Here is a 24,821-nt window from a genome sequence, read left to right as displayed (position 1 = left end):
GTTCCTCATAACCCTGCTTTCAAACTTGCTTCGATAAATTGATCCAGGCTGCCGTCAAGCACCGCCTGAGTGTTGCGGGTTTCCACCCCGGTGCGCAGATCTTTAATGCGGGAATCATCCAGCACGTAAGAACGGATCTGGCTGCCCCAGCCGATGTCGGATTTGGTATCTTCCATCGCCTGCTTCTCGGCATTTTTCTTCTGCATTTCCAGTTCATAAAGCTTGGCTTTCATCTGCTTCATGGCCTGGTCTTTGTTCTTGTGCTGTGAACGGTCGTTCTGGCACTGCGTCACTAACCCGGTCGGGATGTGGGTAATACGTACCGCCGACTCCGTACGGTTGACGTGCTGACCGCCCGCGCCGGAGGCACGGTAAACGTCAATACGCAGGTCCGCCGGGTTGATCTCGATATCGATATCCTCGTCAACTTCCGGATAGACGAACGCGGAGCTAAAGGAGGTATGGCGACGGCCGCCGGAATCGAACGGGCTCTTGCGCACCAGACGATGGACGCCGGTTTCCGTACGCAGCCAACCGTAGGCGTAATCGCCGATAATCTTGATGGTCACGGACTTAATGCCCGCCACTTCACCCTCAGACTCTTCAATAATCTCGGTCTTAAAGCCGCGCGCTTCCGCCCAGCGCAGATACATACGCGTCAGCATGCTGGCCCAGTCCTGCGCTTCAGTGCCGCCGGAGCCGGCCTGAATGTCAAGGTAGCAGTCGGCGCTGTCGTATTCACCGGAGAACATGCGGCGGAACTCAAGCTGCGCCAGTTTCTCTTCCAGCACATCCAGTTCGGCAACGGCTTCGTTGAAGGTCTCTTCGTCTTCGGCTTCGACAGCCAGCTCCAGCAGACCGGAAACATCTTCCAGCCCCTGAGACATCTGATCCAAGGTGTCAACGATGGCTTCCAGTGAAGAACGCTCTTTCCCCAGCGCCTGCGCGCGCTCAGGTTCGTTCCACACGTCCGGCTGTTCCAGCTCGGCGTTTACTTCTTCCAGACGCTCTTTCTTAGCATCGTAGTCAAAGATACCCCCTAAGAACGTCAGAGCGCTCCGTGAGGTCCTGAATGCGGTTTTTTACCGGATTTATTTCAAACATGGTCGATTTTCTTTTAATGGATTCGTCAAAATGCGGTGATAAGAGCGGAATTGTACCGGATCCCCGCTCTCTTTTATAGACACTTCGCCCTTCAGTCGGCCTCTTTGTTGACGACTTTTTCGTCAGACCGGCCAGAGATGGTCGATGATAAGCTGCAGGCTGCGGTTGCCGCGGAACTCATTAATATCGAGCTTATAGGCCAACGTCACCTCGCGCACGCCGTTATCCGGCCATAGCGAAGTATCAACGTTGAAGGCAATACCGTCCAGCAGCGGGCCGCCGCCCACCGGCTCCACCATCACCTTGAGATGCCGCTCGCCCACCAGGCGCTGCTGTAACAGGCGGAAACGACCATCAAACAGCGGCTCCGGGAACATCTGTCCCCAGGGACCCGCCTCACGCAGCATATGGGCCACGTCCATGCTCATCTCCGCCGCATCCAGCGGGCCGTCCGAGACCACCTCCCCCTGCAACAGCGCCGGATCCAGCCACTCGGTGACCAGTTCGCCGAAGCGCTGCTGAAACTCCTCAAAGCGCGCCTCTTCCAGCGACAATCCCGCCGCCATAGCGTGGCCGCCGAACTTCAGGATCAGCCCCGGGTTCAGCGTATCAAGACGTTCAAGCGCATCGCGCATATGCAGCCCCTGAATGGAGCGGCCGGAGCCTTTTAACAGCCCGTCGCCGGTTGGCGCGAAGGCGATGACCGGGCGGTGGAAGCGCTCTTTAATTCGCGACGCCAGAATCCCGACCACCCCCTGATGCCACTGCGGATGATACATCGCCAGCCCGCCGGGCAGCGTTTCGCTGCTGCGCTCGAGCTGCTGGCACAGAGCTAGCGCTTCGGCCTGCATCCCCTGTTCAATCTCTTTGCGCGTCTGGTTCAGGGCGTCCAGCTCGTTCGCCAGCATCCGCGCTTCGCCGGCGTTATCGCACAGCAGCAGCGCCACCCCGACCGACATATCGTCCAGCCTGCCTGCCGCGTTCAGCCGCGGCCCGAGGGCAAAGCCGAGGTCGCTGGCCGCCAGTTTGCGCGGGTCGCGGTTGGCTATCTCCAGCAGCGCTTTAATCCCCGGACGGCACTTGCCCGCCCGAATGCGGCTCAGTCCCTGCCAGGTAAGGATGCGGTTATTGGCATCCAGCGGCACCACGTCCGCCACCGTGCCCAGTGCAACCAGGTCCAGCAGCTCCGCGAGGTTTGGGGCGGCAATGCCGCGCTCTTCAAACCAGTTTTTATCGCGCAGGAACGTCCGCAGGGCCAGCATCAAATAGAACGCCACGCCCACGCCGGCCAGCGATTTCGACGGGAAATCGCAGTCGCGCAGATTCGGGTTGACGATGGCTTCCGCCGCCGGCAGCGTATCGCCCGGCAGGTGGTGATCGGTCACTACCACCGGGATCCCCAGGGCGTGGGCACGATCGACGCCGGCATGCGAGGAGATGCCGTTATCCACGGTCATAATCATCTGCGCGCCGCGGGCGTGGGCCTGATCGACCACTTCCGGGCTTAAACCGTAGCCGTCTTCAAAACGATTCGGCACCAGGTAGGAGACGTTGCTGTAGCCCAGCGCCCGCAGCGCCAGTACGCTCAGCGCGGTGCTGGTGGCCCCATCGGCGTCAAAATCGCCGACCACGACAATGTGCAGCTCCTGCTGGAAGGCGCCGTAGAGCATCTCCACCGCTTTATCGATGCCGTTCAGTTGCGTCCACGGCAGCATGCCTTTGACGCTGCGCTCCAGCTCCTGCGCGCGCAGTACGCCGCGGCTGGCGTATAGCCGCCGCAGCAGCGGCGGCAGGTCGGCCGGGAGAGCGGCATCCGCAACCGCCTCACGGCGGCGTAGTTGTATCTGTGGTTTCACGCGAATTATTTACCGCTTGTCTGTTTTTGATGCTCATCAAGGAAGGCTTTCAGCTCTTTCGGCCCCTGATAACCCGGAAGCACGTAGCCGTTACTCAACACCATCGCCGGCGTACCGTTAACGCCGAACTGCACGCCAAGGGTGTAGTGTTTGCTGATATCGATGTTGCAACTCGCCGTCGGTACGCCTTTGCCGGCCATGGCTTCATCCAGAGCTTTGTTACGATCTTTGGCGCACCAGATGGCCTTCATATCCTGCTCGGTCTGGCTTTGCAGCCCCTGACGCGGGAAGGCCAGGTAACGCACGGTGATGCCCAGCGCGTTATAGTCGCTCATCTCTTCGTGCAGCTTGTGACAGTAGCCGCAGGTGATGTCGGTGAAGACGGTGATGACGTGTTTTTCCTGCGGCGCTTTATAGATAATCATCTCTTTTTCCAGCGCGTTCAGTTTAGCCACCAGCAGCGAGTTGGTGACGTTAACCGGCTGCGCGCCGCTGACGTCGTACATCGGCCCCTGGATGACGTGCTTGCCGTCATCGGTCACGTACAGCACGCCGCCGTCGGTCAGCACGGTGCTCATTCCGCTGACCGGCGAAGGCTGAATATCCGTGCTCTGCACCCCCAGCTTGGCCAGCGACTGTTTGATGGCCGCGCTGTCGGCCTGCGCCGCGCCGGACAGCGTTGCCGCCAGCAGAGTGAACATCAGTAAACCTTTTTGCATACTCAGTCCTTTTATTCAGCACTCACGCCCGCGGGTGGTGCTGTTGATGAAGTTGTCTCAGACGCTCTGTCGCCACATGGGTGTAGATCTGCGTCGTTGAGAGATCGCTGTGTCCCAACAGCATCTGTACCACGCGTAAGTCCGCGCCATGGTTGAGTAAATGCGTGGCAAACGCATGGCGTAAAACGTGCGGAGAGAGTTTCGCGCTGTCTATCCCCGCCAGCACGGCATAGTGCTTAATCCGATGCCAGAAGGTCTGACGCGTCATTTGCTGCGCGCGTTGGCTGGGAAAAAGCACATCCGACGCCACGCCGTTCAGCAGCCACGGACGCCCGTGCTCCAGGTAGTTTTCGACCCATAGCACCGCCTCTTCGCCCAGCGGCACCAGCCGTTCTTTATTGCCTTTGCCCACCACCCGCAGGACGCCCTGGCGCAGGCTGATATCGCTCATCGTCAGCCCCACCAGTTCCGATACGCGCAGGCCGGTTGCGTACAGCACCTCCAGCATCGCTTTATCGCGCAGTTCCAACGGTTGCTCCACTAACGGCGCCTGCAGCAGGCGATCGACCTGGGCTTCGCTGAGATCTTTTGGCAGCCGCTGCGGCAGCTTCGGCGACGCCAGCAGCGCACTGGGATCGTCCGGGCGTATTTTTTCCCGATACAGATGCTGGAAGAAACGGCGCACGGCGCTTAACAGGCGTGCGGTACTGGTGGCTTTATAGCCGCCCGTTTGCCTCTCCGCCAGCAGCGTCTGCAGATCTTCACCGCTGACGCTGACCAGCGCCAGCCCACGATGGTGCAGCCATTCCACCACCATCGTCAGATCCCGGCGGTAGGCGCTCAGCGTATTTTCCGCCAGATTGCGCTCCAGCCACAAAGCATCAAGAAACTGTTCGATTCGTGCAAGATCCTGTTCCACATCGGCCTCTTTGCTCGTTAAAACGGCCCCAGTATAACCAAATTCGCGGTCCTGCTGGGCAAAAACGGCGGCGCTGTTTTTACCCGCGGCCAGACAGGTAAGCTTAAGTATGACGGCTGCTGCCACCTTTCTGATAAACTAGCCGCAAAGTCACCGCATGAATTGAGATGTTTACGCCATGAACATAGGTCTTTTTTACGGCTCCAGTACCTGCTACACCGAAATGGCAGCGGAGAAGATCCGCGATATCATCGGCCCGGAATTAGTGACGTTGCATAATCTGAAAGATGATTCCCCGGCCCTGATGACACAATATGACGTGCTGATTCTCGGCATCCCGACGTGGGATTTCGGCGAAATTCAGGAAGACTGGGAAGCTATCTGGCCGCAGCTGGACACGCTGGATCTCGAGGGTAAAATCGTCGCGCTGTACGGCATGGGCGACCAGCTCGGCTACGGCGAATGGTTCCTCGACGCGCTGGGGATGCTGCATGATAAGCTGATTGCCAGAGGCGTTAAGTTTATCGGTTACTGGCCGACTGAAGGCTACGAATTCACCAGCCAGAAACCGATTATCGCCGATGGCCAGCTGTTCGTGGGCCTGGCGCTGGATGAAACCAATCAGTATGACCTGAGTGACGACCGCATCCAGAACTGGTGCGAGCAAATCCTCGGCGAAATGGCTGAGCAGTTCGCCTGATTCGGCTTAATCGTGCGCCGGTTTTTGTAATACCAGCCGGCGCAGATCGCGCCACTCTTTAGCATCCATACTGTCTGCCGCCACCCACAGATGCTGGCTACGGCGCGTTTGCGCGTCCCGAAGTCGCAGCAACATGCCGCTATTAATCACCCACGGCGTGCCGACAATCTCCCACTCCGCCTTTTGCCAACGCAGACGCGAGTCGGTCATCAGCTTTATTTCACCCTGGCAGGCGTGGATCCGCCGCTGGCTGCGCACGCAGTCAAACACCACCAGCGACAGCAGTAACAGCCATAGCGGAGTGTAGCTCAGCGGCCAGGGCATCAGCAGCACGATAGCCGCCACGATGCCGTGGAGCAGCAGAGAGAACCACTGCGAACGCCAGGATATGCGTAAATCAGATTGCCACAGGACCACGTTCCCGATTCCGAGTCTGGATTAATTTTACCATCCGTTGCAGTTGCGCATCAGCCGGTTCGCCATGATTCATCAGCCAGTTGAACAGATCCGGATCGTCGTTCTGTAACAAACGGATGAACAGCTGTTTGTCTTCATCGCTGAGGGTATCGTACTCATGCTCGAAAAACGGCATGATGGAGATATCGAGTTCACGCATACCCCGGCGGCATGCCCAGTGGATGCGGGCTTTGTTAGTAATGTCCATGTTGTCCTTCCAGCGTAAAGATATACACACCTCATCCCCCAGCCGGCCTGAACGCCGCCTGACAGATGTTGTTGATAGGTTAGTTTAACCCGTTTTTTGCCGTTACTTTACAGCAATATCGAGAAGAGCGAACGGCATTCCATAAAAACCGCAGGTTAACTATGGACTTATCATTTTCCGTTGTTTCTCCATTTGTGCCATCAGGGCACAAATGGCCTGCCGAAAGCGCTTGCATTGCACCATAGCTCTTTTACCATTAGTGACTCACTCTGCGTTAAGCTATTCAGGATATGACTATGGCTTTTACACCTTTTCCTCCGCGTCAGCCTTCCTCCTCCGCTCGTCTGCCGTTAACGCTGATGACGCTGGATGACTGGGCGCTGGCGACGATAACCGGTCAGGATGGCGAGAAATATCTGCAGGGACAGATTACCGCCGACGTCAGCTCGCTGACCGACGATCGGCACCTGCTTGCCGCGCACTGTGACGCCAAAGGCAAGATGTGGAGCAACCTGCGGGTCTTTCGCCGTAACGGTGGATTTGCCTGGATTGAACGCCGCAGCCTGCGCGATGCGCAGCTGAGCGAACTGAAAAAATACGCGGTGTTCTCGAAGGTGACTATTGCCGCCGATGACGAACACGTTCTGCTGGGCGTGGCCGGTTTCCAGGCCCGCGCCGCGCTGGCTCCGCTGTTTGGCGAACTGCCGACCAGTGATAAGCCGCTGGTGACCGATGGTGAAACCAGCCTGCTGTGGTTTGAACATCCGGCGGAACGTTTCCTGCTGGTTACCGACGTGGCAACGGCGACCCGAGTGACCGAAGCGTTACGCAATGATGCCCAGTTGAACAACAGCCAGCAGTGGCTGGCGCTGAACATCGAGGCCGGCCTGCCGGTCATTGATAGCGCCAACAGCGCGCAGTTTATTCCGCAGGCCACGAACCTGCAGGCGCTGGGCGGCATCAGCTTTAAAAAAGGCTGCTATACCGGTCAGGAGATGGTCGCCCGCGCCAAATTCCGCGGGGCCAACAAACGCGCCCTGTGGTATCTGGCAGGCAAAGCCAGCCGCGTCCCGGAAGCCGGGGAAGATCTTGAGCTGAAGATGGGCGAAAACTGGCGCCGTACCGGTACCGTACTGGCGGCGGTACAGCTGGATGACGGTCATCTGCTGGTGCAGGTGGTGATGAACAACGATATGGAGCCGGACAGCGTGTTTCGCGTGCGCGATGATGCCGGCACATTGAGCATCGTCCCGCTGCCCTATTCGCTGGAAGAAGCGTAAAAGCCCCGGGCAACCGGCAGGGCTTCCACATAGCCCCGGTCAGCGTCGCGCACCGGGGTTAGCGGCTTAAAGCTGCCCGACGTATAAATAGATCGCCAGAAAATGACAGACGCTGCCGCCCAGCACAAAGCCGTGCCAGATCGCATGGTTGTAAGGGATACGTTTGCAGACGTAAAAGATAACCCCCAGCGAATACACCACGCCGCCCACCGCCAGCAGCGTCACGCCGCCCACCGCCAGCTTGACCGCCAGCTGATAGACAACGATTAACGACAGCCAGCCCATCAGCAGATAGGTCACCAGCGAGAGAACCTTAAAACGGTGCGCGATGGTCAGCTTAAACAGAATCCCCAGCAGCGCCAGGCTCCAGATGACGATCATCAGCCCCCGCGACAGCGGTGAATTGAGCCCCACCAGCAGAAACGGGGTGTAGGTCCCGGCAATCAGCAAATAGATGGCGCAGTGGTCGCACTTCTTCAGCCACCGCTTGGCCCGCTGATGGGGGATAGCGTGATAGAGCGTGGAGGCGAGGAACAGCAAAATCATGCTGCCGCCGTACAGACTGTAGCTGGTGATCGCCGTTGCGCTGGCGTTGCTATCTACCGCCTGCACCAGCAGGAGCACCAGGCCGACGATACCGAACACCAGCCCGATGCCGTGACTGATGCTGTTAGCTATCTCCTCTGAGAGAGAATAACCCTGTGTGATTAATGGTTTACTAACCATAATTAACTCCGAAAACAAGAACGCTTTCTATGCTCATCTAGGGTAACTGAGAATGATTCCAGTGAACACCTGTTAGCTAAAATAAAAAGATGAATATTTATGAACACTATAAAATCATAATGTTACATTAAAATTTTCACCTAACAGTCGTTCACTGTTTTATCAAAGCACTTTGAATTCAATGACATGAAACTGCTCTTCACCAGGATAGATTTCGGTAATCACCTGCCGCAGCTGTTGCAGGGTCATATTCTCCTGCTGAGCATGCGCCCCGGTCAGCGTAGCGAGCGTGACCGTCGATGTAGCCACCACGCCAATCGTGCAAAAATAGCCGTCATCTTCGTAGCGCCCAACGCGCAGCACGTCGCCGGTTTTAAAATGCGCCCCGGCGGCATCGCGGAGAGTAATCGTTTTCCGCCCGGCGAGGATGTCGTCCTGAAAACGCTGAAAAAAGGTTATGTCATTCGGCTGCATGATATAATTCCATCCCGGTCATTATGAATTGTGAGTTGCTACTGTGAGTATGTTCTCCCACGCTGCTATCGCCAGTCTCAATAATCTTGAGATGATGGTCTACCACTACGTCATTAAGAATCGTGACAAAGTGATGTATATGACCATCCGCGAACTGGCGGAAGCCGCCGGGGTCTCCACGACCACCGTCCTGCGCTTTTGCCGCAAGCTGCAGTGCGCAGGGTACTCGGAGTTTCGCGTACGCTTTAAATTATATCTCGAGCACCACCCGTCTCAACAGGCAAATATCGGCGCCAGCGAAATCATGAGTTTTTTTAAAAGCGTCAATAACGACGAATTTGATAATTTACTCGAGCGCGTCGTCGATATTATCCTCGCTTCAGAACGTATTATTTTTGTCGGCGCCGGCACCTCGGGCGCGCTGGCAAAATATGGCGCACGCTTCTTTTCCAACGTCGGGAAATTCAGCAATCATATCGATGACCCCTATTTCCCGGTCACCAACGATATGGCGCGTAACGCGTTGGCGATCGTCCTGTCCGTTTCCGGGGAAACCGAAGAGATCCTGCGTTTCGCCAGCCAGTTCAGCCTGCATAACTGCAAAGTGCTGTCGATCACCAGCCATGAGCATTCCCGGCTGGCGAAGCTGGCGGACTTCAACCTCTCCTGGCACGTGCCGCAAACCCGCATCGGCGGAGTCTACGATATTACGACGCAAATTCCGGTTATTTATATTCTGGAATCGCTGGGACGTAAATTAGCGCGTAAACTGGCCTGAAATAACACCCTGTTTTTTCGATGTAACATATTCCACCGTGGGTAAATTGTTATATCGTGACATTTATAATGCCTTTGTTAGACTCGAAAACAGAAATTATTTGACGAGACGAGCAAAGATGAAAAAGATCACCTTACCGAAAGACTTTTTATGGGGCGGCGCGGTTGCCGCACATCAGGTTGAAGGCGGCTGGAATAAAGAGGGCAAAGGCCCGAGCATTTGCGATGTGCTGACCGGCGGCGCCCACGGCGTACCGCGCGAGATTACCCACCAGGTTGAGCCGGGTAAATATTACCCGAACCATGAAGCGATTGATTTCCATGGTCGCTACAAAGAAGATATCAGGCTGTTCGCCGAGATGGGCTTCAAATGTTTTCGCACCTCCATCGCCTGGACCCGCATCTTCCCGCTCGGCGACGAAACTCAGCCGAACGAAGAGGGGCTGAAATTCTATGACGACATGTTCGATGAGCTGCTGAAGTACAATATCGAACCGGTTATCACCCTCTCCCACTTTGAAATGCCCCTGCACCTCGTGCAGCAGTACGGCGGCTGGACGAACCGTAAAGTCGTCGATTTCTTCGTGCGCTTTGCCGAAGTGGTTTTCGAGCGCTATAAGCACAAAGTGAAATACTGGATGACCTTTAACGAGATCAACAACCAGCGTAACTGGCGTGCCCCGCTGTTCGGCTACTGCTGCTCCGGCGTGGTCTATACCGAGCACGAAAACCCGGAACAGACCATGTACCAGGTGCTGCACCACCAGTTCGTGGCCAGCGCGATGGCGGTGAAAGCGGCACGGCGCATCAACCCGCAGATGCAGGTCGGCTGCATGCTGGCGATGGTGGCACTGTATCCGTTCTCCTGCAAACCGGAAGATGTGATGTTTGCACAGGAATCGATGCGCGAGCGTTACGTCTTTACCGACGTGCAGCTGCGCGGCTACTACCCGACCTACGTGCTCAACGAGTGGGAGCGTCGCGGCTTTACCATCCACATGGAAGATGGCGACGAGCAGATCCTGCGCGAAGGCACCTGCGACTATCTCGGCTTCAGCTACTACATGACCAACGCGGTCAAAGCGGAAGGCGGCAGCGGCGATGCGATTTCCGGCTTCGAAGGCAGCGTGCCGAACCCGCACGTCAAAGCCTCCGACTGGGGCTGGCAGATTGACCCGGTTGGCCTGCGCTACGCGCTGTGCGAACTGTACGAGCGCTACCAGAAGCCGCTGTTTATCGTGGAAAACGGCTTTGGCGCCTACGACAAAGTGGAAGAAGACGGCAGCATCAACGACGACTATCGTATCGATTACCTGCGCGCGCACGTTGCCGAGATGATGAAAGCGGTCACTTATGATGGCGTCGAGCTGATGGGCTACACCCCGTGGGGTTGTATCGACTGCGTCTCCTTCACCACCGGCCAGTACAGCAAACGCTACGGCTTTATCTACGTCAATAAACATGACGACGGTACCGGCGACATGTCCCGCTCGCGCAAGAAAAGCTTCAACTGGTACAAAGAAGTGATTGCCAGCAACGGCGAAAATCTCTGATTTCCCCCTTGCTTCCTTCCTCTCCCCCCGGGGAGAGGAAAAATCCCCCGCCTTACAGACACTTCTTTACAGCTTTAGCATTGCTAAAACGCGTTCGCCCGATAAGATAAGCCTCGTGAATTCCTGAGGCGATAATGATTAAGCGACAGCGTAAAGCCATTCTTCTTGTAGCCCTTGCCTGCCTGGTGGTGCTGATATGCACCGCCCAGCGTATGGCCGGGCTGCACGCGCTGGGCATGAACGCCACCGCCGTAACGCAATCCGCCCAGCAGGAACAGGATACGGCCGAAGCGCCGCTGACGCCCTGCGAGCTGAGCGCAAAATCGCTGCTGGCCTCGCCGCCGGTGATGTTTGAAGGCGCACTGTTTGCCGTCGCGCTGCTGCTGGCGGTGCTGGCGGCGATACCGCCGCGCATTGCCCGTCTCTGGCCTCCCCGCGTTATCTCCCCGCCCCGGCTACGGGTGCATCTGCGATTGTGCGTCTTCCGTGAATGAGAATTTCCCTGACAGTTCAGGTTAATCAATCATTTACGGAGAAAATTTATGCTTATGGTATTCAGGCGACTGCTGGTCTGCCTGCTTTGGCTATGGCTGCCCGTCAGCCAGGCCGCCGACAGCGGCTGGCTGCGCGCCGCCGATAATCAACACGCCAGCGTCCGCCTGCGCGCACAAACTGAAAGCAGCGGCGCCACCCGCCTGCTGCTGGACGTGGCGCTGGAAAAGGGCTGGAAAACCTACTGGCGATCGCCGGGAGAAGGCGGCATCGCGCCGACGATCGCCTGGCATACGCCGCTGGATGTCACCTGGCACTGGCCCACGCCACAGCGCTTTGAGGTCGCCGGGATTTCCACCCAGGGCTATCGCGGCAATGTCAGTTTCCCGCTGGAGCTCCGCGGTCAGGTAGCGCCGACGTTAAGCGGTGTGCTGACGCTGCCCACCTGCAGCAACGTCTGCATCCTGACCGACTATCCCTTCTCGCTGGATATGACCTCCCCGCCGGCAGGCGATTTTCGCTACGACTTTACCCGTGCGCTGGGCACGCTACCGCGAGCGGATGGCCTGACTTCCCGGCTGAGCGCAAGCTACGGCAGCGGCAAGCTGACGGTCACCGCCGTTCGCGCGGCGGGCTGGCAGCAGCCATCGCTGTTTATCGACAGCATGGCGGATGTCGATTTTGGCAAACCAACCTTCTCGCTAAAAGGCGATACGCTGACCGCCCAGCTCCCGGTGACCGACAGCTGGGGAGAGACGGCTCCCGATCTGCGCAGTAAACGCCTGTCGCTGGTGCTGGCCGACGAGGGTCTGGCGCAGGAGAGCGCGCTGACGATCGGCGGGAGCGCCGCCGCGCCAGCGCCGGCGTTATGGTGGATAGTGCTGATGGCGCTGGCGGGCGGGCTGATACTCAATGTTATGCCCTGCGTCCTGCCGGTGCTGGCCATGAAGCTCGGATCGCTGGTGCAAACCGGCGCGCGCGAACGCGGCGTCGTACGTCGGCAGTTCCTGGCCTCGGTTTGCGGGATTGTGGTGTCATTTCTGGCGCTGGCGTTGATGATGACCCTGCTGCGGCTGGGCAACCAGGCGTTAGGCTGGGGCATCCAGTTTCAGAGTCCGTGGTTTATTGGCGCGATGGCGCTGGTGATGGTGGCGTTCAGCGCCAGTCTGCTGGGATTATTTGAGATCCGTCTCTCCTCCGGCAGCAGTACCTTTCTGGCAACCCGCGGCGGTAACGGCCTGATGGGGCATTTCTGTCAGGGCGCCTTTGCCACTCTGCTGGCAACGCCGTGTACCGCCCCGTTCCTCGGTACCGCCGTCTCGGTCGCGCTGGTGGCGCCGCTGCCGCTGCTGTGGGGGATATTCTTCGCCATGGGGATCGGCATGAGCCTGCCGTGGCTGCTGGTGGCCGCCTGGCCTGCCCTCGCCCGCCATCTGCCGCGCCCGGGTCGCTGGATGAACAGCCTGCGGGTGGTGCTTGGGCTGATGATGCTGGGATCGTCATTATGGCTGATCGGCCTGCTGACGGTCCACATTGGCCGAACTCCGGTGCTCACGCTGATAGCGCTCCTGACGCTGACGCTACTGCTGGCAACGCTCTGGCGCTACCGCTGGCGCACGGCGCTGCGGGCCGGCGTCCTGGCATTGGCTGTCGTCGGTATAGTGACCTTCATTGTTCAGCCCGACGGCCAGGCTTCCCGGCGCGATCGCGTAAACTGGCAGCCGCTCAGTGAACAGGCGATTAGCGACGCGCTGGCAAACCATAAGCGGCTGTTTATCGACGTCACCGCCGACTGGTGCGTAACCTGTAAAGCCAATAAATATAACGTGTTGCTACGCGATGATGTACAGAGTGCGCTATCCGAGCCGGACGTGGTGGCGCTGCGCGGCGACTGGAGCCGCCCCTCGGTAACCATCAGCCGCTTCCTGAGCGCCCGCGGCAGCGCGGCGGTCCCCTTCAATCAGATCTACGGGCCGGGATTGGCGCAGGGCCACGTGCTGCCTGCGCTGTTAAATCGCGACGATCTCCTCGCCACCCTGTCCGACGCGAAAGGAAAATAATCATGAGAATCCTCGCCGCATTACTGCTGCTGTGTGTGTCCACACTGAGTCTGGCCGCTCCGGCAGAACAGCCGGACTCCTCCTCCGACGCGCAGCTGGCGAACCTGCTGTTTAACGATCCCAACAGCCCGCGTATCGGGGCCAAAACGCCGCGCCTGACCATCGTCTCATTTACCGATTACAACTGCCCCTACTGCAAGCAGTTCGATCCGCTGCTGGAGAAAATCGTTCACGATAATCCCGACGTGCAGCTGATCGTAAAGCTGCTGCCGTTTAAAGGGCAAAGCTCGGTCAATGCCGCTAAAACCGCGCTCTCAGCCTGGCGCCAGCAGCCGGACAAATTCTGGGCGCTGCATCGGCGTCTGATGGCCAAAAAAGGCTACCACGATGATGCCAGTATTTCCGCCGCGCAGCAGAAAACCGCCACCGACGGCGTAAAGACGGATGACGAGACGATGGATTCATTGAAGATGAACCTGATTTTGTCGCAGGTTCTGCGTATCCAGGGTACCCCGGCGACGATTATCGGCGATCGGATGGTCGCCGGAGCGATTCCCTATGACGACCTGGAGGAGCTGGTGAAAGAGCTGCTGGCAAAAACCAATGGTCAGTAAATTACACCGCTGGCTGCGCGAGCTGCTCATCCTGCTGCTGCTTGCCGCGCCGCTCATCGGCGGCATCGACTATCTGCGCCAGCCCGCGTTACCGCAGAACTTTGCCAGCACGCCGCTGCAGACCCTGGACGGTAAAGTCGTTGACCTGAACGCCATGAGTCAACAGCGCCCGCTGCTGCTCTACGTCTGGGCCACCTGGTGCGGCGTTTGTCGCTATACCACGCCGTCCGTCTCGGCGCTGGCAAGCGATGGCGGTAACGTGATGACGGTCGCGCTGCGCTCCGGCGACGATGGCTCGCTGACCACCTGGCTGGCGCATAAAAAAATGGCGCTGCCGACGGTTAATGACCCCGCTGGCCAGCTTTCCCGCCAATGGGATGTCCAGGTGACGCCAACGCTGATCGTTATTTCCCGCGGCGAGGTCAAGTCGGTGACGACCGGCTGGACCAGCCGCTGGGGGATGCGCCTGCGCTTATGGCTGGCCTCCTGACCTCATGAGCCCGGGCAAGGCAGATGCCGCCGCCCGGGGTTTCCCCGGCTCACGCCGGGCTATCGGTTATTTCCCGCCGGCCAGCTCGAGGAAGCTGCCGGTGACATAGGAGGCTTTTTCGCTCAGCAGCCACGCGATGGCCTGCGCCACCTCTTCCGGCTGGCCGCCGCGCTGCATCGGTAACGCCGCTTTCACCCGATCCACGCGCCCCGGCTCACCGCCGGAGGCGTGCATATCGGTGTAGATAAAGCCGGGACGAACGCCGTTAACACGAATCCCCTGCGCCGCGACTTCCAGAGATAACCCGGTGGTCAGGGTATCCACCGCCCCTTTCGAAGCGGCGTAATCAACATATTCTCCCGCCGCACCGAGCCGTGACGCCGCCGAAGAGACATTAACGATCGCCCCGCCTTTTCCACCGTGGCGGTGCGCCATCCGTTTCACTGCCTCCCGGCAGCAGAGGAAATAGCCGGTGACATTGGTGCCCAGCACCCGGTTAATCCGCTCGGCATTCAGGTTTTCAATCGTACTTTGCGTAAACAGAATTCCCGCGTTGTTCACCAGCGCGGTCAACGGCTCGCCAAGACGGTCAATACCGTCAAACATCGCCAGCACCTGCGCTTCATCGCTGATGTCTGCGCGCAGCGCTACGGCTTTGCCGCCCTGGGCGACGATCTCATTAACCACCTCAGTCGCGGCGTTGATGTTGTGGTGGTAATTCACCGCGACAGTATAGCCTTCCTGCGCCAGCAGCAGCGCTGTCGCCTTGCCTATTCCGCGGCTGGCGCCGGTAATCAATACTACAGCCATCTTATTCTCCCAAAAAATAAAGGCGCCGAAGCGCCTTTAAAAGATAGTCCGATCGGCCGGTTACTGATATTCGCTCAGCGGAACGCAGGCGCAGAACAGGTTACGATCGCCGTAAACATCATCCAGACGTTTCACCGTCGGCCAGTATTTATTCGCCAGCCCTGCCGGGAATACCGCCTGTTCGCGGGTGTACGGATGGTGCCATTCGGCAACCAGTTCGCCCTGCGTGTGCGGCGCGTTAACCAGCGGGTTATCTTCCAGCGGCCACTCGCCCGCTTGCACACGGTCGATTTCACTGCGAATCGCCAGCATGGCAGCGATAAAGCGATCCAGCTCGACTTTGCTTTCGGATTCCGTCGGCTCAACCATCAACGTACCAGCCACCGGGAAGGACATCGTCGGCGCATGGAAACCGAAGTCGATCAAACGTTTAGCGATATCCAGCTCGCTGATGCCGGTCTCTTCTTTCAGCGGGCGAATATCAAGAATACATTCGTGCGCCACGCGGCCGTCGCGGCCGGTATAGAGCACCGGGAAGGCCTCTTTCAGACGGGTCGCAATGTAGTTGGCGTTGAGGATCGCCACCTGGCTGGCCTGCTTCAGCCCTTCCGCGCCCATCATGCGGATATACATCCAGCTGATAGGCAGAATAGAGGCGCTGCCGAACGGCGCGGCAGATACGGCGCCCTGGCGGGTCAGCATCCCTTCGATTTGCACCACGCTGTGGCCCGGAACAAACGGCGCGAGGTGCGCTTTGACGCCAATCGGCCCCATACCCGGGCCGCCGCCGCCGTGCGGAATACAGAAGGTTTTATGCAGGTTAAGGTGCGATACGTCCGCGCCGATAAAGCCCGGGGAGGTGATCCCCACCTGAGCATTCATGTTAGCGCCGTCGAGGTAAACCTGGCCGCCGAAGTGATGCACGATTTCGCACACTTCACGGATAGTCTCTTCGTAGACGCCGTGCGTCGACGGATAGGTCACCATGATGCAGGAAAGATTTTCCCCCGCCTGCTCCGCCTTGAGACGCAGATCCGCCAGATCAATGTTGCCATTTTTATCACAGGCGACCACCACCACCTGCATCCCCGCCATCTGTGCGGACGCCGGGTTGGTGCCGTGCGCAGAGCTTGGGATCAGGCAGATGTCACGATGGCCTTCATTGCGGCTTTCATGGTAGTGACGAATGGCCAGCAGACCCGCGTATTCGCCCTGCGCGCCAGAGTTCGGCTGCATGCACACGGCATCATAGCCGGTCAGTTTTACCAGCCAGTCGGAGAGCTGGGCAATCATCTGATGGTAGCCTTCGGCCTGCTCTGCCGGACAGAACGGGTGCAGTTCGGCAAACTCCGGCCAGGTGATCGGGATCATTTCCGCCGCCGCGTTCAGCTTCATGGTGCAGGATCCCAGCGGGATCATCGCCTGATTGAGGGCCAGATCTTTACGCTCGAGCGAGTGCATATAGCGCATCATCTCGGTTTCGCTGTGATAGCGATTGAACACCGGGTGCGTCAGAATCGCATCGTTACGCAGCATGCTTTGCGGGATCGAACGGCTGTCAAGCGCCACGTCCTTATCCAGGGTATCGATATCCAGACCATGGTCGTCGCCAATCACGGCGCGGAACAGATTCAGCACATCTTCACGGGTTGTCGCTTCATCGAGGGTGATGCCGACCGCGTGATGAATATCGCTGCGCAGGTTCATTTCCAGCGCTTCAGCGCGCGCCAGCACCGCCGCTTTGTCAGCCACTTCGACGCACAGGGTGTCGAAGTAGTGCGCGTGGCGCAGCCTGAGCCCTTTTTTCTGCAGGCCGTCGGCCAGAATGTCGGTCAGACGGTGGATACGGCTGGCGATACGCTTCAGACCTTCTGGCCCGTGGAACACCGCGTACAGGCTGGCGATGTTCGCCAGCAGCACCTGGGAGGTACAAATATTCGAGTTCGCTTTCTCGCGGCGGATATGCTGCTCGCGCGTCTGCATCGCCATGCGCAGCGCGGTATTGCCTGCGGCATCTTTCGATACGCCGATAATACGGCCCGGCATGGAACGTTTGAATTCATCTTTCGCGGCAAAGAAAGCCGCGTGTGGGCCGCCGTAGCCCATCGGTACGCCGAAACGCTGGGCGGAACCGAAAACGATATCGGCCCCCTGCTTGCCCGGCGCGGTCAGCAGCACCAGCGCCATAAAGTCAGCGGCGACGCTGACCACCACTTTGCGCGCTTTCAGTTCGGCGATCAGGTTGCTGTAGTCATGAACTTCGCCGGTGGTACCCACCTGCTGTAACAGCACGCCGAAGACGTCCTGATGGTCGAGCGCTTTGTCGGCATCGTCAACGATGACATCAAAGCCGAAAGTTTCAGCACGGGTGCGCACCACATCCAGCGTCTGCGGATGAACGTCAGCGGCGACGAAGAAGCGGTTAGCGTTCTTCAGTTTGCTGACGCGTTTGGCCATCGCCATCGCTTCTGCCCCGGCGGTCGCTTCATCCAGCAGCGAGGCGGAGGCGATGTCCAGACCGGTTAAATCGAGCGTAACCTGCTGGAAGTTCAACAGCGCTTCCAGACGGCCCTGGGACACTTCCGGCTGATACGGCGTGTAGGCGGTGTACCAGCCCGGATTTTCCAGCATATTGCGCTGGATAACCGGCGGTAGCTGCACGGCGGTATAACCCATGCCGATGTAAGACTTAAAGCGCTTGTTACGACCGGCGATCGCCTTCAGTTCCGCCAGCGCGGCGAATTCGGTGGTCGCGTCACCCACCTGCGGTGGGGTCGCCAGCTGAATATCCTGCGGCACAATCTGGCCAATCAGGGCGTTAAGCGAATCGGCGCCGACGGTATTCAGCATCTCCTGCTGTTGCTGAGCATCCGGGCCGATGTGACGTTCAATAAAGGCGCCGCGGTTTTCAAGCTGACCTAAAGTCTGAGTCATGAGCGATGGTTCCTGAAACGTGCAGTGAATCGTAGATGTCTTTACTTACCTGAACAGGCAAAATCATCCGGACTGCCGCTACAGACGCAGCGGCAGTCCGGCGGGTGCGGCTATTTACTCGTTTTCCAGCAGCGCCGCGTAGGCGGCCGCATCCAGCAGGGTCGCAACCTGGGATTCATCGCTGGCTTTGATTTTGAAAATCCAGCCGTCAGCATACGGATCGCTGTTCACCAGCTCCGGCGAGTCGTTCAGGGCTTCATTAATCGCGACAATCTCGCCGCTAACCGGGGCATAGATATCAGAAGCCGCTTTGACCGACTCGGCAACCGCGCAGTCGTCGCCCGCATCAACGGTGGTACCGACGTCCGGCAGGTCGACAAAAACCATATCGCCAAGCAGCTCCTGCGCATGTTCGGTGATGCCGACGGTATAGGTACCGTCGGCTTCTTTACGCAGCCATTCGTGTTCTTTGCTGTATTTCAGTTCTGCTGGTACGTTGCTCATCAATTCATCTCCAAAAAGGGGGAATCACACCACGGCTTTGCCGTTGCGTACAAAAACAGGTTTAGTCACTTTTACCGGCATTTCGCGGTTGCGAATCTGCACAATGGCCGTTTCGCCGATCCCGGCCGGTACCCGTGCCAGGGCAATACTGTAGCCCAGCGTCGGGGAGAAGGTGCCGCTGGTGATAATGCCTTCTTTCTGATTGCCGTCAGCATCGGTAAAGTGCACCGGCAGGCCGCCGCGCAGAACGCCTTTTTCGGTCATCGCCAGGCCTACCAGCTGTTCAGTGCCCTTTTCACGCTGCAGCTCCAGGGCTTCGCGGCCGATGAACTGACGATCGGCGGGTTCCCAGGCAATGGTCCAGCCCATATTGGCCGCCAGCGGAGAGATGCTCTCATCCATCTCCTGACCATACAGGTTCATCCCCGCTTCGAGGCGCAGGGTATCGCGAGCGCCCAGGCCGCATGGCTTCACGCCAGCGTCCAGCAGACCGCGCCAGAAATCCGCGGCTTGCTCATTCGGCAGCGCGATTTCATACCCGGTTTCGCCGGTATAGCCGGTGGTGGCAATAAACAGATCGCCCGCCTGCACGCCAAAGAACGGTTTCATCCCCGCAACGGCCTGACGCTGCTCGTCGGTAAACAGGGTGGCGGCCTTCTCTTTCGCCTGCGGCCCTTGTACGGCAATCAGCGAAAGATCGTCGCGGACGGTGATCTCAAGACCATAGGGTTCGGCCTGCTGGCTAATCCAGGCGAGGTCTTTTTCACGGGTGGCGGAGTTAACAACGAGGCGGAAATAATCTTCGGCAAGGAAATAGACAATCAGGTCATCGATGACGCCAGCGGAGGCGGTGAGCATGCCGCTATAGAGCGCTTTGCCGGGAACCGTGAGCCTGGCGACATCGTTAGCCAGCAAATAGCGCAAGAACTCACGAACCCGGCTGCCGTGGAAGTCGACAATGGTCATGTGCGAGACATCGAACATTCCGGCGTCGCCTCGCACCGCGTGGTGCTCATCAATCTGGGAACCGTAATGTAGCGGCATCATCCAGCCATGGAAGTCCACCATGCGAGCGCCGCACAGCGTGTGTTGTTCATACAACGGAGTCTGTTGAGCCATCTTTTCCTCATCGAATAAAACGGAACCAGCTACTGTTTTGGGCGATGACGTTTGGGCCATTTCACACCACGAAATCCGCCGCCGACATCATTATCCGACGCCGACGCAAACGTTCTCTTTTGCCTGAACTTACCACCGAAACCGGCGCTAAACCATAAGCTAAATCAGGACATCACATTAGCTTATGACCAAAATCCGCCAAAAAGACTACAGAGTTATTGACTGGAAAAAAGCGATTTAAGCCACATAAAATTAAGACCAGTCGCTAAAAATACCGAGCATGATGGTGTTTTATGCGAAAAAATGGGCCGATTTTCGTTGGCTAAAAAAGAGAAACATTAATAAAACTAATGCGAAAAAATGGGTGAGATTAGATTATTTCAAATGAGTGGGAAAAACCCGGCGCGCCGGCCGGGTGAGAGAAATGTGACGCGCTTAACGTAACCAGGCGGGAAGATCGTTTAAGCCCATCGCCTGACGAATCAGCTGCGGCTTCACCCCGGGTAAGGTATCCGCCAGTTTCAGGCCAATATCGCGCAGGAGCCTCTTCGCCGGATGGCTACCGGAGAACATTTCGCGAAAGCCCTGCATGCCTGCCAGCATCAATGCGGCGCTGTGCTTACGGCTGCGTTCGTAACGCCGCAGATACAGGTACTGACCGATATCTTTGCCCTGGCCATGCAGACGCCGCAGTTCATCGATCAGTTCCGCCGCATCCATAAAGCCCAGATTCACCCCCTGCCCGGCCAGCGGGTGGATGGTGTGCGCGGCATCGCCCACCAGCGCCAGCCGGTGCGCGGCGAACTGACGCGCGTAGCGGCCGGTCAACGGGAAAGTCTGACGCTCGCTTGCAAGCTGGCACAGACCAAGACGATTATCGAAGGCGATATTCAGCGCCTGATTAAAGGCCGCCTCATCCGCCTGCTGCATCCGTTCCGCCTCCTGCGGCGACAGCGACCAGACGATAGAACACAGGTGCGGATCGCTGAGCGGCAGAAACGCCAGGATACCGTCGCCGTGGAACACCTGGCGGGCCACCGCCTGGTGCGGTTCTGCGGTACGGATGGTGGCGACCAGCGCATGGTGGCGATAGTCCCAGAAGGTCAGCGGGATATCCGCTTTGTTACGCAACCAGGAGTTTGCGCCATCGGCGCCGACCACCAGCCGGGCGGTCAGCATCGTGCCGTCCTGCAGGCTCAGAAAAGCCTCGTTTTCGCCCCACGCCACCTGCTGCAGCTGAGCCGGGGCCAGCAGCGTGATGTCAGAACAGCGCTGCGCCTTCTGCCACAACGCATGGTGAACGACCGCATTTTCAATAATATGACCAAGGTGGCTGAAGCCCATACTCTGGTCATCAAAGCTGATGTGGCCAAAGCTGTCCTTATCCCACACCTCCATCCCGTGATAGCAGCTGGCGCGCTGGGCGATAATTGTCGGCCAGACGTCCAGCCTGGTGAGCAGTTTTTCGCTGGCGGCGTTTATGGCCGAAACCCGCAGCGCCGGCGGCGCATCGGCATTTAATGGCTGCGGCTCGGCCTGTTCCAGCACCGCAACCCGCAGCCCGCTCCCCTGCAAACCGCAGGCGACCGCCAGGCCCACCATGCCACCGCCCACAATGGCAACATCAACACTTTGCACGTTCAACTCCTTAACGGGGAACCCAACCGAGGGTACGCTGCGCCAGCGCATCGCGCGCCGGGGTAAATAATTCCATCGCCATCAGGCCCACGTTTCGCCCCGCCACCAGCGGCGCCCAGTGATTGGCGAACAGATGAACCAGCCCATCGGTCACGCCGATGGTGGCGGCTTTATCATCCGCGCGCCGCGCCTGATAATGACAAAGAAGCGAGTAATCGCCGGGATCCTGCCCGTTAGCGCAGGCCTGGGCCAGCGTTTCCGCCAGGCTCATGACATCCCGCAGGCCAAGGTTAAAACCCTGGCCGGCGATGGGATGCAGCGTCTGCGCCGCGTTGCCCACCAGCACCAGGCGATGGGAAACCGGGCGCGTAGCGGTAGTCAACGTCAATGGATAAACGCTGCGCTTTCCGGCATGAGTGATGCGCCCCAGCCGCCAGCCAAATGCCTGCTGCAGCTGCGCGCAAAATTGCGCGTCGGACCAGGCCAGCACCTCATCGCGCCACGACTGCGGGTGGCACCACACCAGCGAACAGCGGCCCTGCGACATCGGCAACATCGCCAGCGGGCCGTGCTCGGTGAAACGCTCAAAGGCGCGGCCCTCATGGGGCAGTGCGGTACTGACGTTGGCGATAACCGCCAGCTGCTCATAGGGCTGCTGCTGCCATTTCATCCCGCAGCGCGCGCCCAGGGTTGAACGCGAACCGTCGGCGGCGACCAGCAGTTGGCCCTCAATCGTCTCGCCGCTGTCCAGGGTGATGCTGACGCCCTCTTCCCAGCGGGTGACGTCTTCGACCGTCGCCGGACAGTGCAGGGTCACCCCCGGGGCTTCGCGCAGTTGCGCAAACAAACGCTGGCCGATATCGTGCAGCTCGACCACCTGCCCCAGGGCCGCCAGGCCGTAGTCCTGCGCCTCGAGCGTGACAAAGCCCGCATGCCCGCGATCGCTAACGTGGACGCGCTGAATAGGCGTCGCGCAATCGGCGATGCCTTGCCAGATGCCGGTACGCGCCAACTGCTGGCAAGTGCCCGCCGCCAGCGCAATCGCCCGGGCGTCAAAACCGGGATGCTGTGACGAATCTGGCTGCGCCGCCTCCACCAGATGCACCGGCAGCGCGCCGTCGGTCAACCGGGAGATGGCCAGCGCCAAGGTCGCCCCGGTCATCCCTCCGCCCACGATCAGTACGCTCATGACCGCTGTGCCGCCGCCATCAGCGCCTCGATATCGTCGGCTTTTTTCACCACTCCGGCGGTAAGGTTTTCATTGCCGTCTTCGGTTATCACAATATCGTCTTCAATGCGGATGCCAATGCCGCGATATTGCGGCGGCACGTCGGCATCCGTCGCAATATATAACCCCGGTTCTACGGTCAGCACCATCCCCGGTTCAAGAACCCGCGAGCGATCGACATCGTAGTTGCCGACGTCGTGAACATCCAGCCCCAGCCAGTGGCTCAGGCCATGCATAAAGTATGGACGATGCGCGTTGTTCACCATCAGCTCGTCAACATCCCCTTTCAGGATGCCGAGGCGCACCAGGCCGGTAATCATAATGCGCACCACCTGCTGGTTAACCTGCTGAATGGAGGTGCCAGGACGATACAGTTCCAGCGCGGTGTCCAGCGACTCGAGGACAATATCGTAAATCTCGCGCTGCGCCGGGCTGAATTTGCCATTCACCGGGAAGGTGCGGGTAATATCGCCGGCATAGCCGCGATATTCACAGCCGGCGTCAATCAGCACCAGCTCGCCGTCGCGCAGTTCGGATTCATTTTCGGTGTAGTGAAGAATACAGCCGTTTTCGCCGCCGCCAACGATGGTGTTATAGGAGGGGAAACGGGCGCCGTGGCGGTTGAACTCATGCAGAATCTCGCCTTCCAGCTGATATTCGAACATTCCCGGGCGACATTTTTGCATCGCACGGGTGTGGGCCAGGGCGGAAATCTCACCGGCGCGGCGCATCACCTCCAGCTCTTCCGGCGATTTAAACAGCCGCATTTCGTGCACCATCGGCCGCCAGTCAATCACCGAGGCGGGCGCCTGCAGATTCTGGCGCACGCCTTTACGCAGCTTGTCCAACGCGGTGAAGACGATTTTGTCGGCATAGGCGTATTCGCCCTGGGCAAAGTAGATCGCGTCAAGACCGTTCAGCAGCTGGAACAGCTGCTGGTTAATTTCGCTGAACGCCAGCGCCCGATCGACGCCAAGCTTCGCCGGTGCCGCGTCCTGGCCAAGACGACGGCCGAACCAGATTTCCGCCGTGAGATCGCGGACGCGGTTAAACAGCACGCTGTGGTTATGGGTGTCGTCGCTTTTAATCAACACCAGCAAGGCTTCCGGCTCATTAAATCCCGTGAAGTACCAAAAATCGCTGCTCTGCCGGTAGGGATATTCTGAATCTGCGCTGCGCACGGCTTCCGGCGCGGCGAAAATCAGCGCCGCGCTGCCTGGCTGCATCTGCGCCAGCAGTGTCTGGCGACGAGAAAGAAATTCCTGCTGTGTCATGACGCCCCCTCAACAAATTATCGTTAGTGTAATGTTGGCTTGCGAACTTCCGGCGCGGTTGGCTGCTGGCGGGAGAAGGTCTCGTGGCACAGCAGCGCGGCGACGCGCACGTACTCGATGATCTCCTCCAACGACATCTCCAGCTCTTCCTGATCTTCGTCTTCGTCGTAACCCAGTTGCGCAATATTACGCAGGTCGTCGATGGCTTCGCCGGTCTCGTCTTTGATTTTATCCAGCTTCGGCTGAGTGACGCCCAGGCCGAGCAGGAAGTGGTTAACCCAACCGGCCAGCGCGTCGGCGCGTTCAAATACGCTTACCGCGTCGCCTTCCGGCAGGTATAGCTGGAATAAGAAACCGTCATCTTCCAGCGAGTCGCTGGTCACGGAATGCATGGTGCGCAGAGACTCAGCCAGCTCATGACCGAATGCCAGGCCTTCGTTGGTCAGGTCGTGCACCAGCGGCTGCCAGCTGCTGTCTTTATTGCCGCCGCACAGGATCCCACTGATCAAACCGTGCATTTCGGCAGGGGTTAAGCCCACGCCCTGTTGGTTCAGTAACTGGTCTACAGCGTTGTAACCAGGCATTTCGTTCTGTATAGACATGCGCATTCGTCATCGTTGGGAGGAATATTCATGATATGCTACCACTTTGGACCCTGGTGAACCAGAATAGGGCTTGTACCTTCGCATCAGGGTAGCTATAGTGTCGCCCCTTCGCAGCCCCCTCCGGGCGTGAAGGCCGCGCAGTCAATCAGCAGGAAGGTGGCATGTCTGCACAACCCGTCGATCTCCAAATTTTTGGCCGTTCACTTCGCGTGAATTGCCCGCCTGAACAAAGGGATGCCTTGAATCAGGCAGCTGATGACCTGAATCAGCGGTTGCAAGAG

The 24,821-nt window shown here is 58.7% G+C and carries 25 protein-coding genes; 9 read left to right on the top strand and 16 right to left on the bottom strand.

All coding sequences use genetic code 11. The features are described 5' to 3' along the window. Window positions 1–5 precede the first annotated feature (5 nt). From prfB to xerD, 4 genes are all read right to left on the bottom strand, one after another. Window positions 6–1,104 (bottom strand): peptide chain release factor 2 gene (gene prfB, locus ACI2JR_RS21980; RefSeq protein WP_132731917.1). Its coding sequence is split into 2 segments (ribosomal slippage): window positions 6–1,028 and window positions 1,030–1,104, totalling 1,098 coding nucleotides; the frame shifts between segments, so codons are not numbered across the junction. A gap of 122 nt (window positions 1,105–1,226) precedes the next feature. After that, the gene (gene recJ / locus ACI2JR_RS21975) at window positions 1,227–2,960 is read right to left on the bottom strand and encodes a single-stranded-DNA-specific exonuclease RecJ (protein ID WP_132731918.1); all 1,734 of its coding nucleotides are present in this window, start codon (window positions 2,958–2,960) and stop codon (window positions 1,227–1,229) included. Window positions 2,961–2,965: 5 nt separating this feature from the next. Continuing rightward, window positions 2,966–3,679 carry a bifunctional protein-disulfide isomerase/oxidoreductase DsbC gene (gene dsbC / locus ACI2JR_RS21970; protein ID WP_132731919.1) on the bottom strand — a complete coding sequence of 238 codons (714 nt, stop codon included), beginning with the start codon at window positions 3,677–3,679 and terminating at the stop codon, window positions 2,966–2,968. A gap of 22 nt (window positions 3,680–3,701) precedes the next feature. Further along, a complete protein-coding gene (gene xerD, locus ACI2JR_RS21965) occupies window positions 3,702–4,598 on the bottom strand; it encodes a site-specific tyrosine recombinase XerD (RefSeq protein ID WP_132731920.1) in 897 nt (298 codons plus the stop codon). A gap of 178 nt (window positions 4,599–4,776) precedes the next feature. Between xerD and fldB the strand changes: the two genes are divergently transcribed. Continuing rightward, entirely contained in the window at window positions 4,777–5,298 is a 522-nt protein-coding gene (gene fldB / locus ACI2JR_RS21960; RefSeq protein ID WP_132731921.1) for a flavodoxin FldB, read from the top strand. Window positions 5,299–5,304: 6 nt separating this feature from the next. Here the strand turns inward: fldB and ACI2JR_RS21955 are convergent, their stop codons facing one another. After that, window positions 5,305–5,715: a protein YgfX gene (locus tag ACI2JR_RS21955; protein ID WP_132731922.1), complete on the bottom strand. Its 411-nt coding sequence runs from the start codon at window positions 5,713–5,715 to the stop codon at window positions 5,305–5,307. Beyond that, a complete protein-coding gene (gene sdhE, locus ACI2JR_RS21950) occupies window positions 5,696–5,962 on the bottom strand; it encodes an FAD assembly factor SdhE (protein ID WP_462479470.1) in 267 nt (88 codons plus the stop codon). The genes ACI2JR_RS21955 and sdhE overlap by 20 nt, the downstream gene beginning before the upstream one ends. 296 nt (window positions 5,963–6,258) lie before the next feature. Here sdhE and ygfZ point away from each other — a divergent pair, with 296 nt between their 5' ends. After that, on the top strand, window positions 6,259–7,242 hold the full coding sequence (gene ygfZ / locus ACI2JR_RS21945; RefSeq protein WP_462479469.1) for a tRNA-modifying protein YgfZ: 984 nt from the start codon (window positions 6,259–6,261) through the stop codon (window positions 7,240–7,242). Between the two features lie 66 nt (window positions 7,243–7,308). Here ygfZ and ACI2JR_RS21940 read toward each other — a convergent pair whose 3' ends face one another. Beyond that, window positions 7,309–7,968, bottom strand: a complete 660-nt coding sequence (locus tag ACI2JR_RS21940; protein WP_132731925.1) for a PAQR family membrane homeostasis protein TrhA — start codon at window positions 7,966–7,968, stop codon at window positions 7,309–7,311. Window positions 7,969–8,130: 162 nt separating this feature from the next. Next, window positions 8,131–8,442 (bottom strand): N(4)-acetylcytidine aminohydrolase, encoded by a 312-nt coding sequence (yqfB, locus tag ACI2JR_RS21935; RefSeq protein ID WP_132731926.1) that lies wholly within the window; start codon window positions 8,440–8,442, stop codon window positions 8,131–8,133. Between the two features lie 49 nt (window positions 8,443–8,491). On the opposite strand from yqfB, the gene ACI2JR_RS21930 reads away from it, so the two are divergent. From ACI2JR_RS21930 to ACI2JR_RS21905, 6 genes are all read left to right on the top strand, one after another. Beyond that, window positions 8,492–9,220, top strand: coding sequence for a MurR/RpiR family transcriptional regulator (locus ACI2JR_RS21930; protein ID WP_462479478.1), 729 nt, complete (start codon window positions 8,492–8,494; stop codon window positions 9,218–9,220). A 118-nt stretch (window positions 9,221–9,338) separates the two neighbouring features. Next, a complete protein-coding gene (locus ACI2JR_RS21925) occupies window positions 9,339–10,772 on the top strand; it encodes a 6-phospho-beta-glucosidase (RefSeq protein WP_462479468.1) in 1,434 nt (477 codons plus the stop codon). 134 nt (window positions 10,773–10,906) lie between these two features. Further along, complete coding sequence (locus ACI2JR_RS21920; RefSeq protein WP_132731928.1) at window positions 10,907–11,266, top strand: copper resistance protein; 360 nt, start codon at window positions 10,907–10,909, stop codon at window positions 11,264–11,266. 48 nt (window positions 11,267–11,314) lie between these two features. Then, the gene (locus ACI2JR_RS21915; RefSeq protein ID WP_462479467.1) at window positions 11,315–13,324 is read left to right on the top strand and encodes a protein-disulfide reductase DsbD family protein; all 2,010 of its coding nucleotides are present in this window, start codon (window positions 11,315–11,317) and stop codon (window positions 13,322–13,324) included. Window positions 13,325–13,326: 2 nt separating this feature from the next. Further along, on the top strand, window positions 13,327–13,938 hold the full coding sequence (locus ACI2JR_RS21910) for a DsbA family protein (protein WP_462479466.1): 612 nt from the start codon (window positions 13,327–13,329) through the stop codon (window positions 13,936–13,938). Continuing rightward, a complete protein-coding gene (locus ACI2JR_RS21905; protein ID WP_462479465.1) occupies window positions 13,928–14,428 on the top strand; it encodes a protein disulfide oxidoreductase in 501 nt (166 codons plus the stop codon). Before ACI2JR_RS21910 ends, ACI2JR_RS21905 begins: the two co-directional genes overlap by 11 nt. 66 nt (window positions 14,429–14,494) lie before the next feature. Here the strand turns inward: ACI2JR_RS21905 and ACI2JR_RS21900 are convergent, their stop codons facing one another. The 8 genes from ACI2JR_RS21900 to ACI2JR_RS21865 form a co-directional block, all read right to left on the bottom strand. Next, window positions 14,495–15,238 (bottom strand): SDR family oxidoreductase, encoded by a 744-nt coding sequence (locus tag ACI2JR_RS21900; RefSeq protein WP_132731932.1) that lies wholly within the window; start codon window positions 15,236–15,238, stop codon window positions 14,495–14,497. 60 nt (window positions 15,239–15,298) lie between these two features. Continuing rightward, the gene (gcvP, locus tag ACI2JR_RS21895; RefSeq protein ID WP_132731933.1) at window positions 15,299–18,172 is read right to left on the bottom strand and encodes an aminomethyl-transferring glycine dehydrogenase; all 2,874 of its coding nucleotides are present in this window, start codon (window positions 18,170–18,172) and stop codon (window positions 15,299–15,301) included. A 114-nt stretch (window positions 18,173–18,286) separates the two neighbouring features. Continuing rightward, entirely contained in the window at window positions 18,287–18,676 is a 390-nt protein-coding gene (gene gcvH, locus ACI2JR_RS21890) for a glycine cleavage system protein GcvH (protein ID WP_462479464.1), read from the bottom strand. Window positions 18,677–18,700: 24 nt separating this feature from the next. After that, window positions 18,701–19,795 carry a glycine cleavage system aminomethyltransferase GcvT gene (gene gcvT / locus ACI2JR_RS21885; protein ID WP_132731935.1) on the bottom strand — a complete coding sequence of 365 codons (1,095 nt, stop codon included), beginning with the start codon at window positions 19,793–19,795 and terminating at the stop codon, window positions 18,701–18,703. 435 nt (window positions 19,796–20,230) lie between these two features. Next, window positions 20,231–21,433 (bottom strand): FAD-dependent 2-octaprenylphenol hydroxylase, encoded by a 1,203-nt coding sequence (gene ubiI / locus ACI2JR_RS21880; RefSeq protein ID WP_462479463.1) that lies wholly within the window; start codon window positions 21,431–21,433, stop codon window positions 20,231–20,233. Window positions 21,434–21,443: 10 nt separating this feature from the next. After that, window positions 21,444–22,622 (bottom strand): 2-octaprenyl-6-methoxyphenyl hydroxylase, encoded by a 1,179-nt coding sequence (gene ubiH, locus ACI2JR_RS21875; RefSeq protein ID WP_462479462.1) that lies wholly within the window; start codon window positions 22,620–22,622, stop codon window positions 21,444–21,446. Further along, window positions 22,619–23,935, bottom strand: coding sequence for a Xaa-Pro aminopeptidase (pepP, locus tag ACI2JR_RS21870; protein ID WP_132731938.1), 1,317 nt, complete (start codon window positions 23,933–23,935; stop codon window positions 22,619–22,621). Before pepP ends, ubiH begins: the two co-directional genes overlap by 4 nt. 23 nt (window positions 23,936–23,958) lie before the next feature. After that, a complete protein-coding gene (locus ACI2JR_RS21865; RefSeq protein ID WP_132731939.1) occupies window positions 23,959–24,537 on the bottom strand; it encodes a YecA/YgfB family protein in 579 nt (192 codons plus the stop codon). A gap of 164 nt (window positions 24,538–24,701) precedes the next feature. Here ACI2JR_RS21865 and zapA point away from each other — a divergent pair. Beyond that, the coding region (gene zapA / locus ACI2JR_RS21860; protein ID WP_462479477.1) for a cell division protein ZapA at window positions 24,702–24,821 on the top strand (120 nt) is incomplete at its 3' end.

This window comes from Klebsiella sp. NPDC088457 (assembly GCF_044900465.1).
Classification (GTDB): domain Bacteria; phylum Pseudomonadota; class Gammaproteobacteria; order Enterobacterales; family Enterobacteriaceae; genus Klebsiella.
Note: the sequence above shows the minus strand (reverse complement) of the source record. Positions and strands in the feature narration are given on the sequence as shown.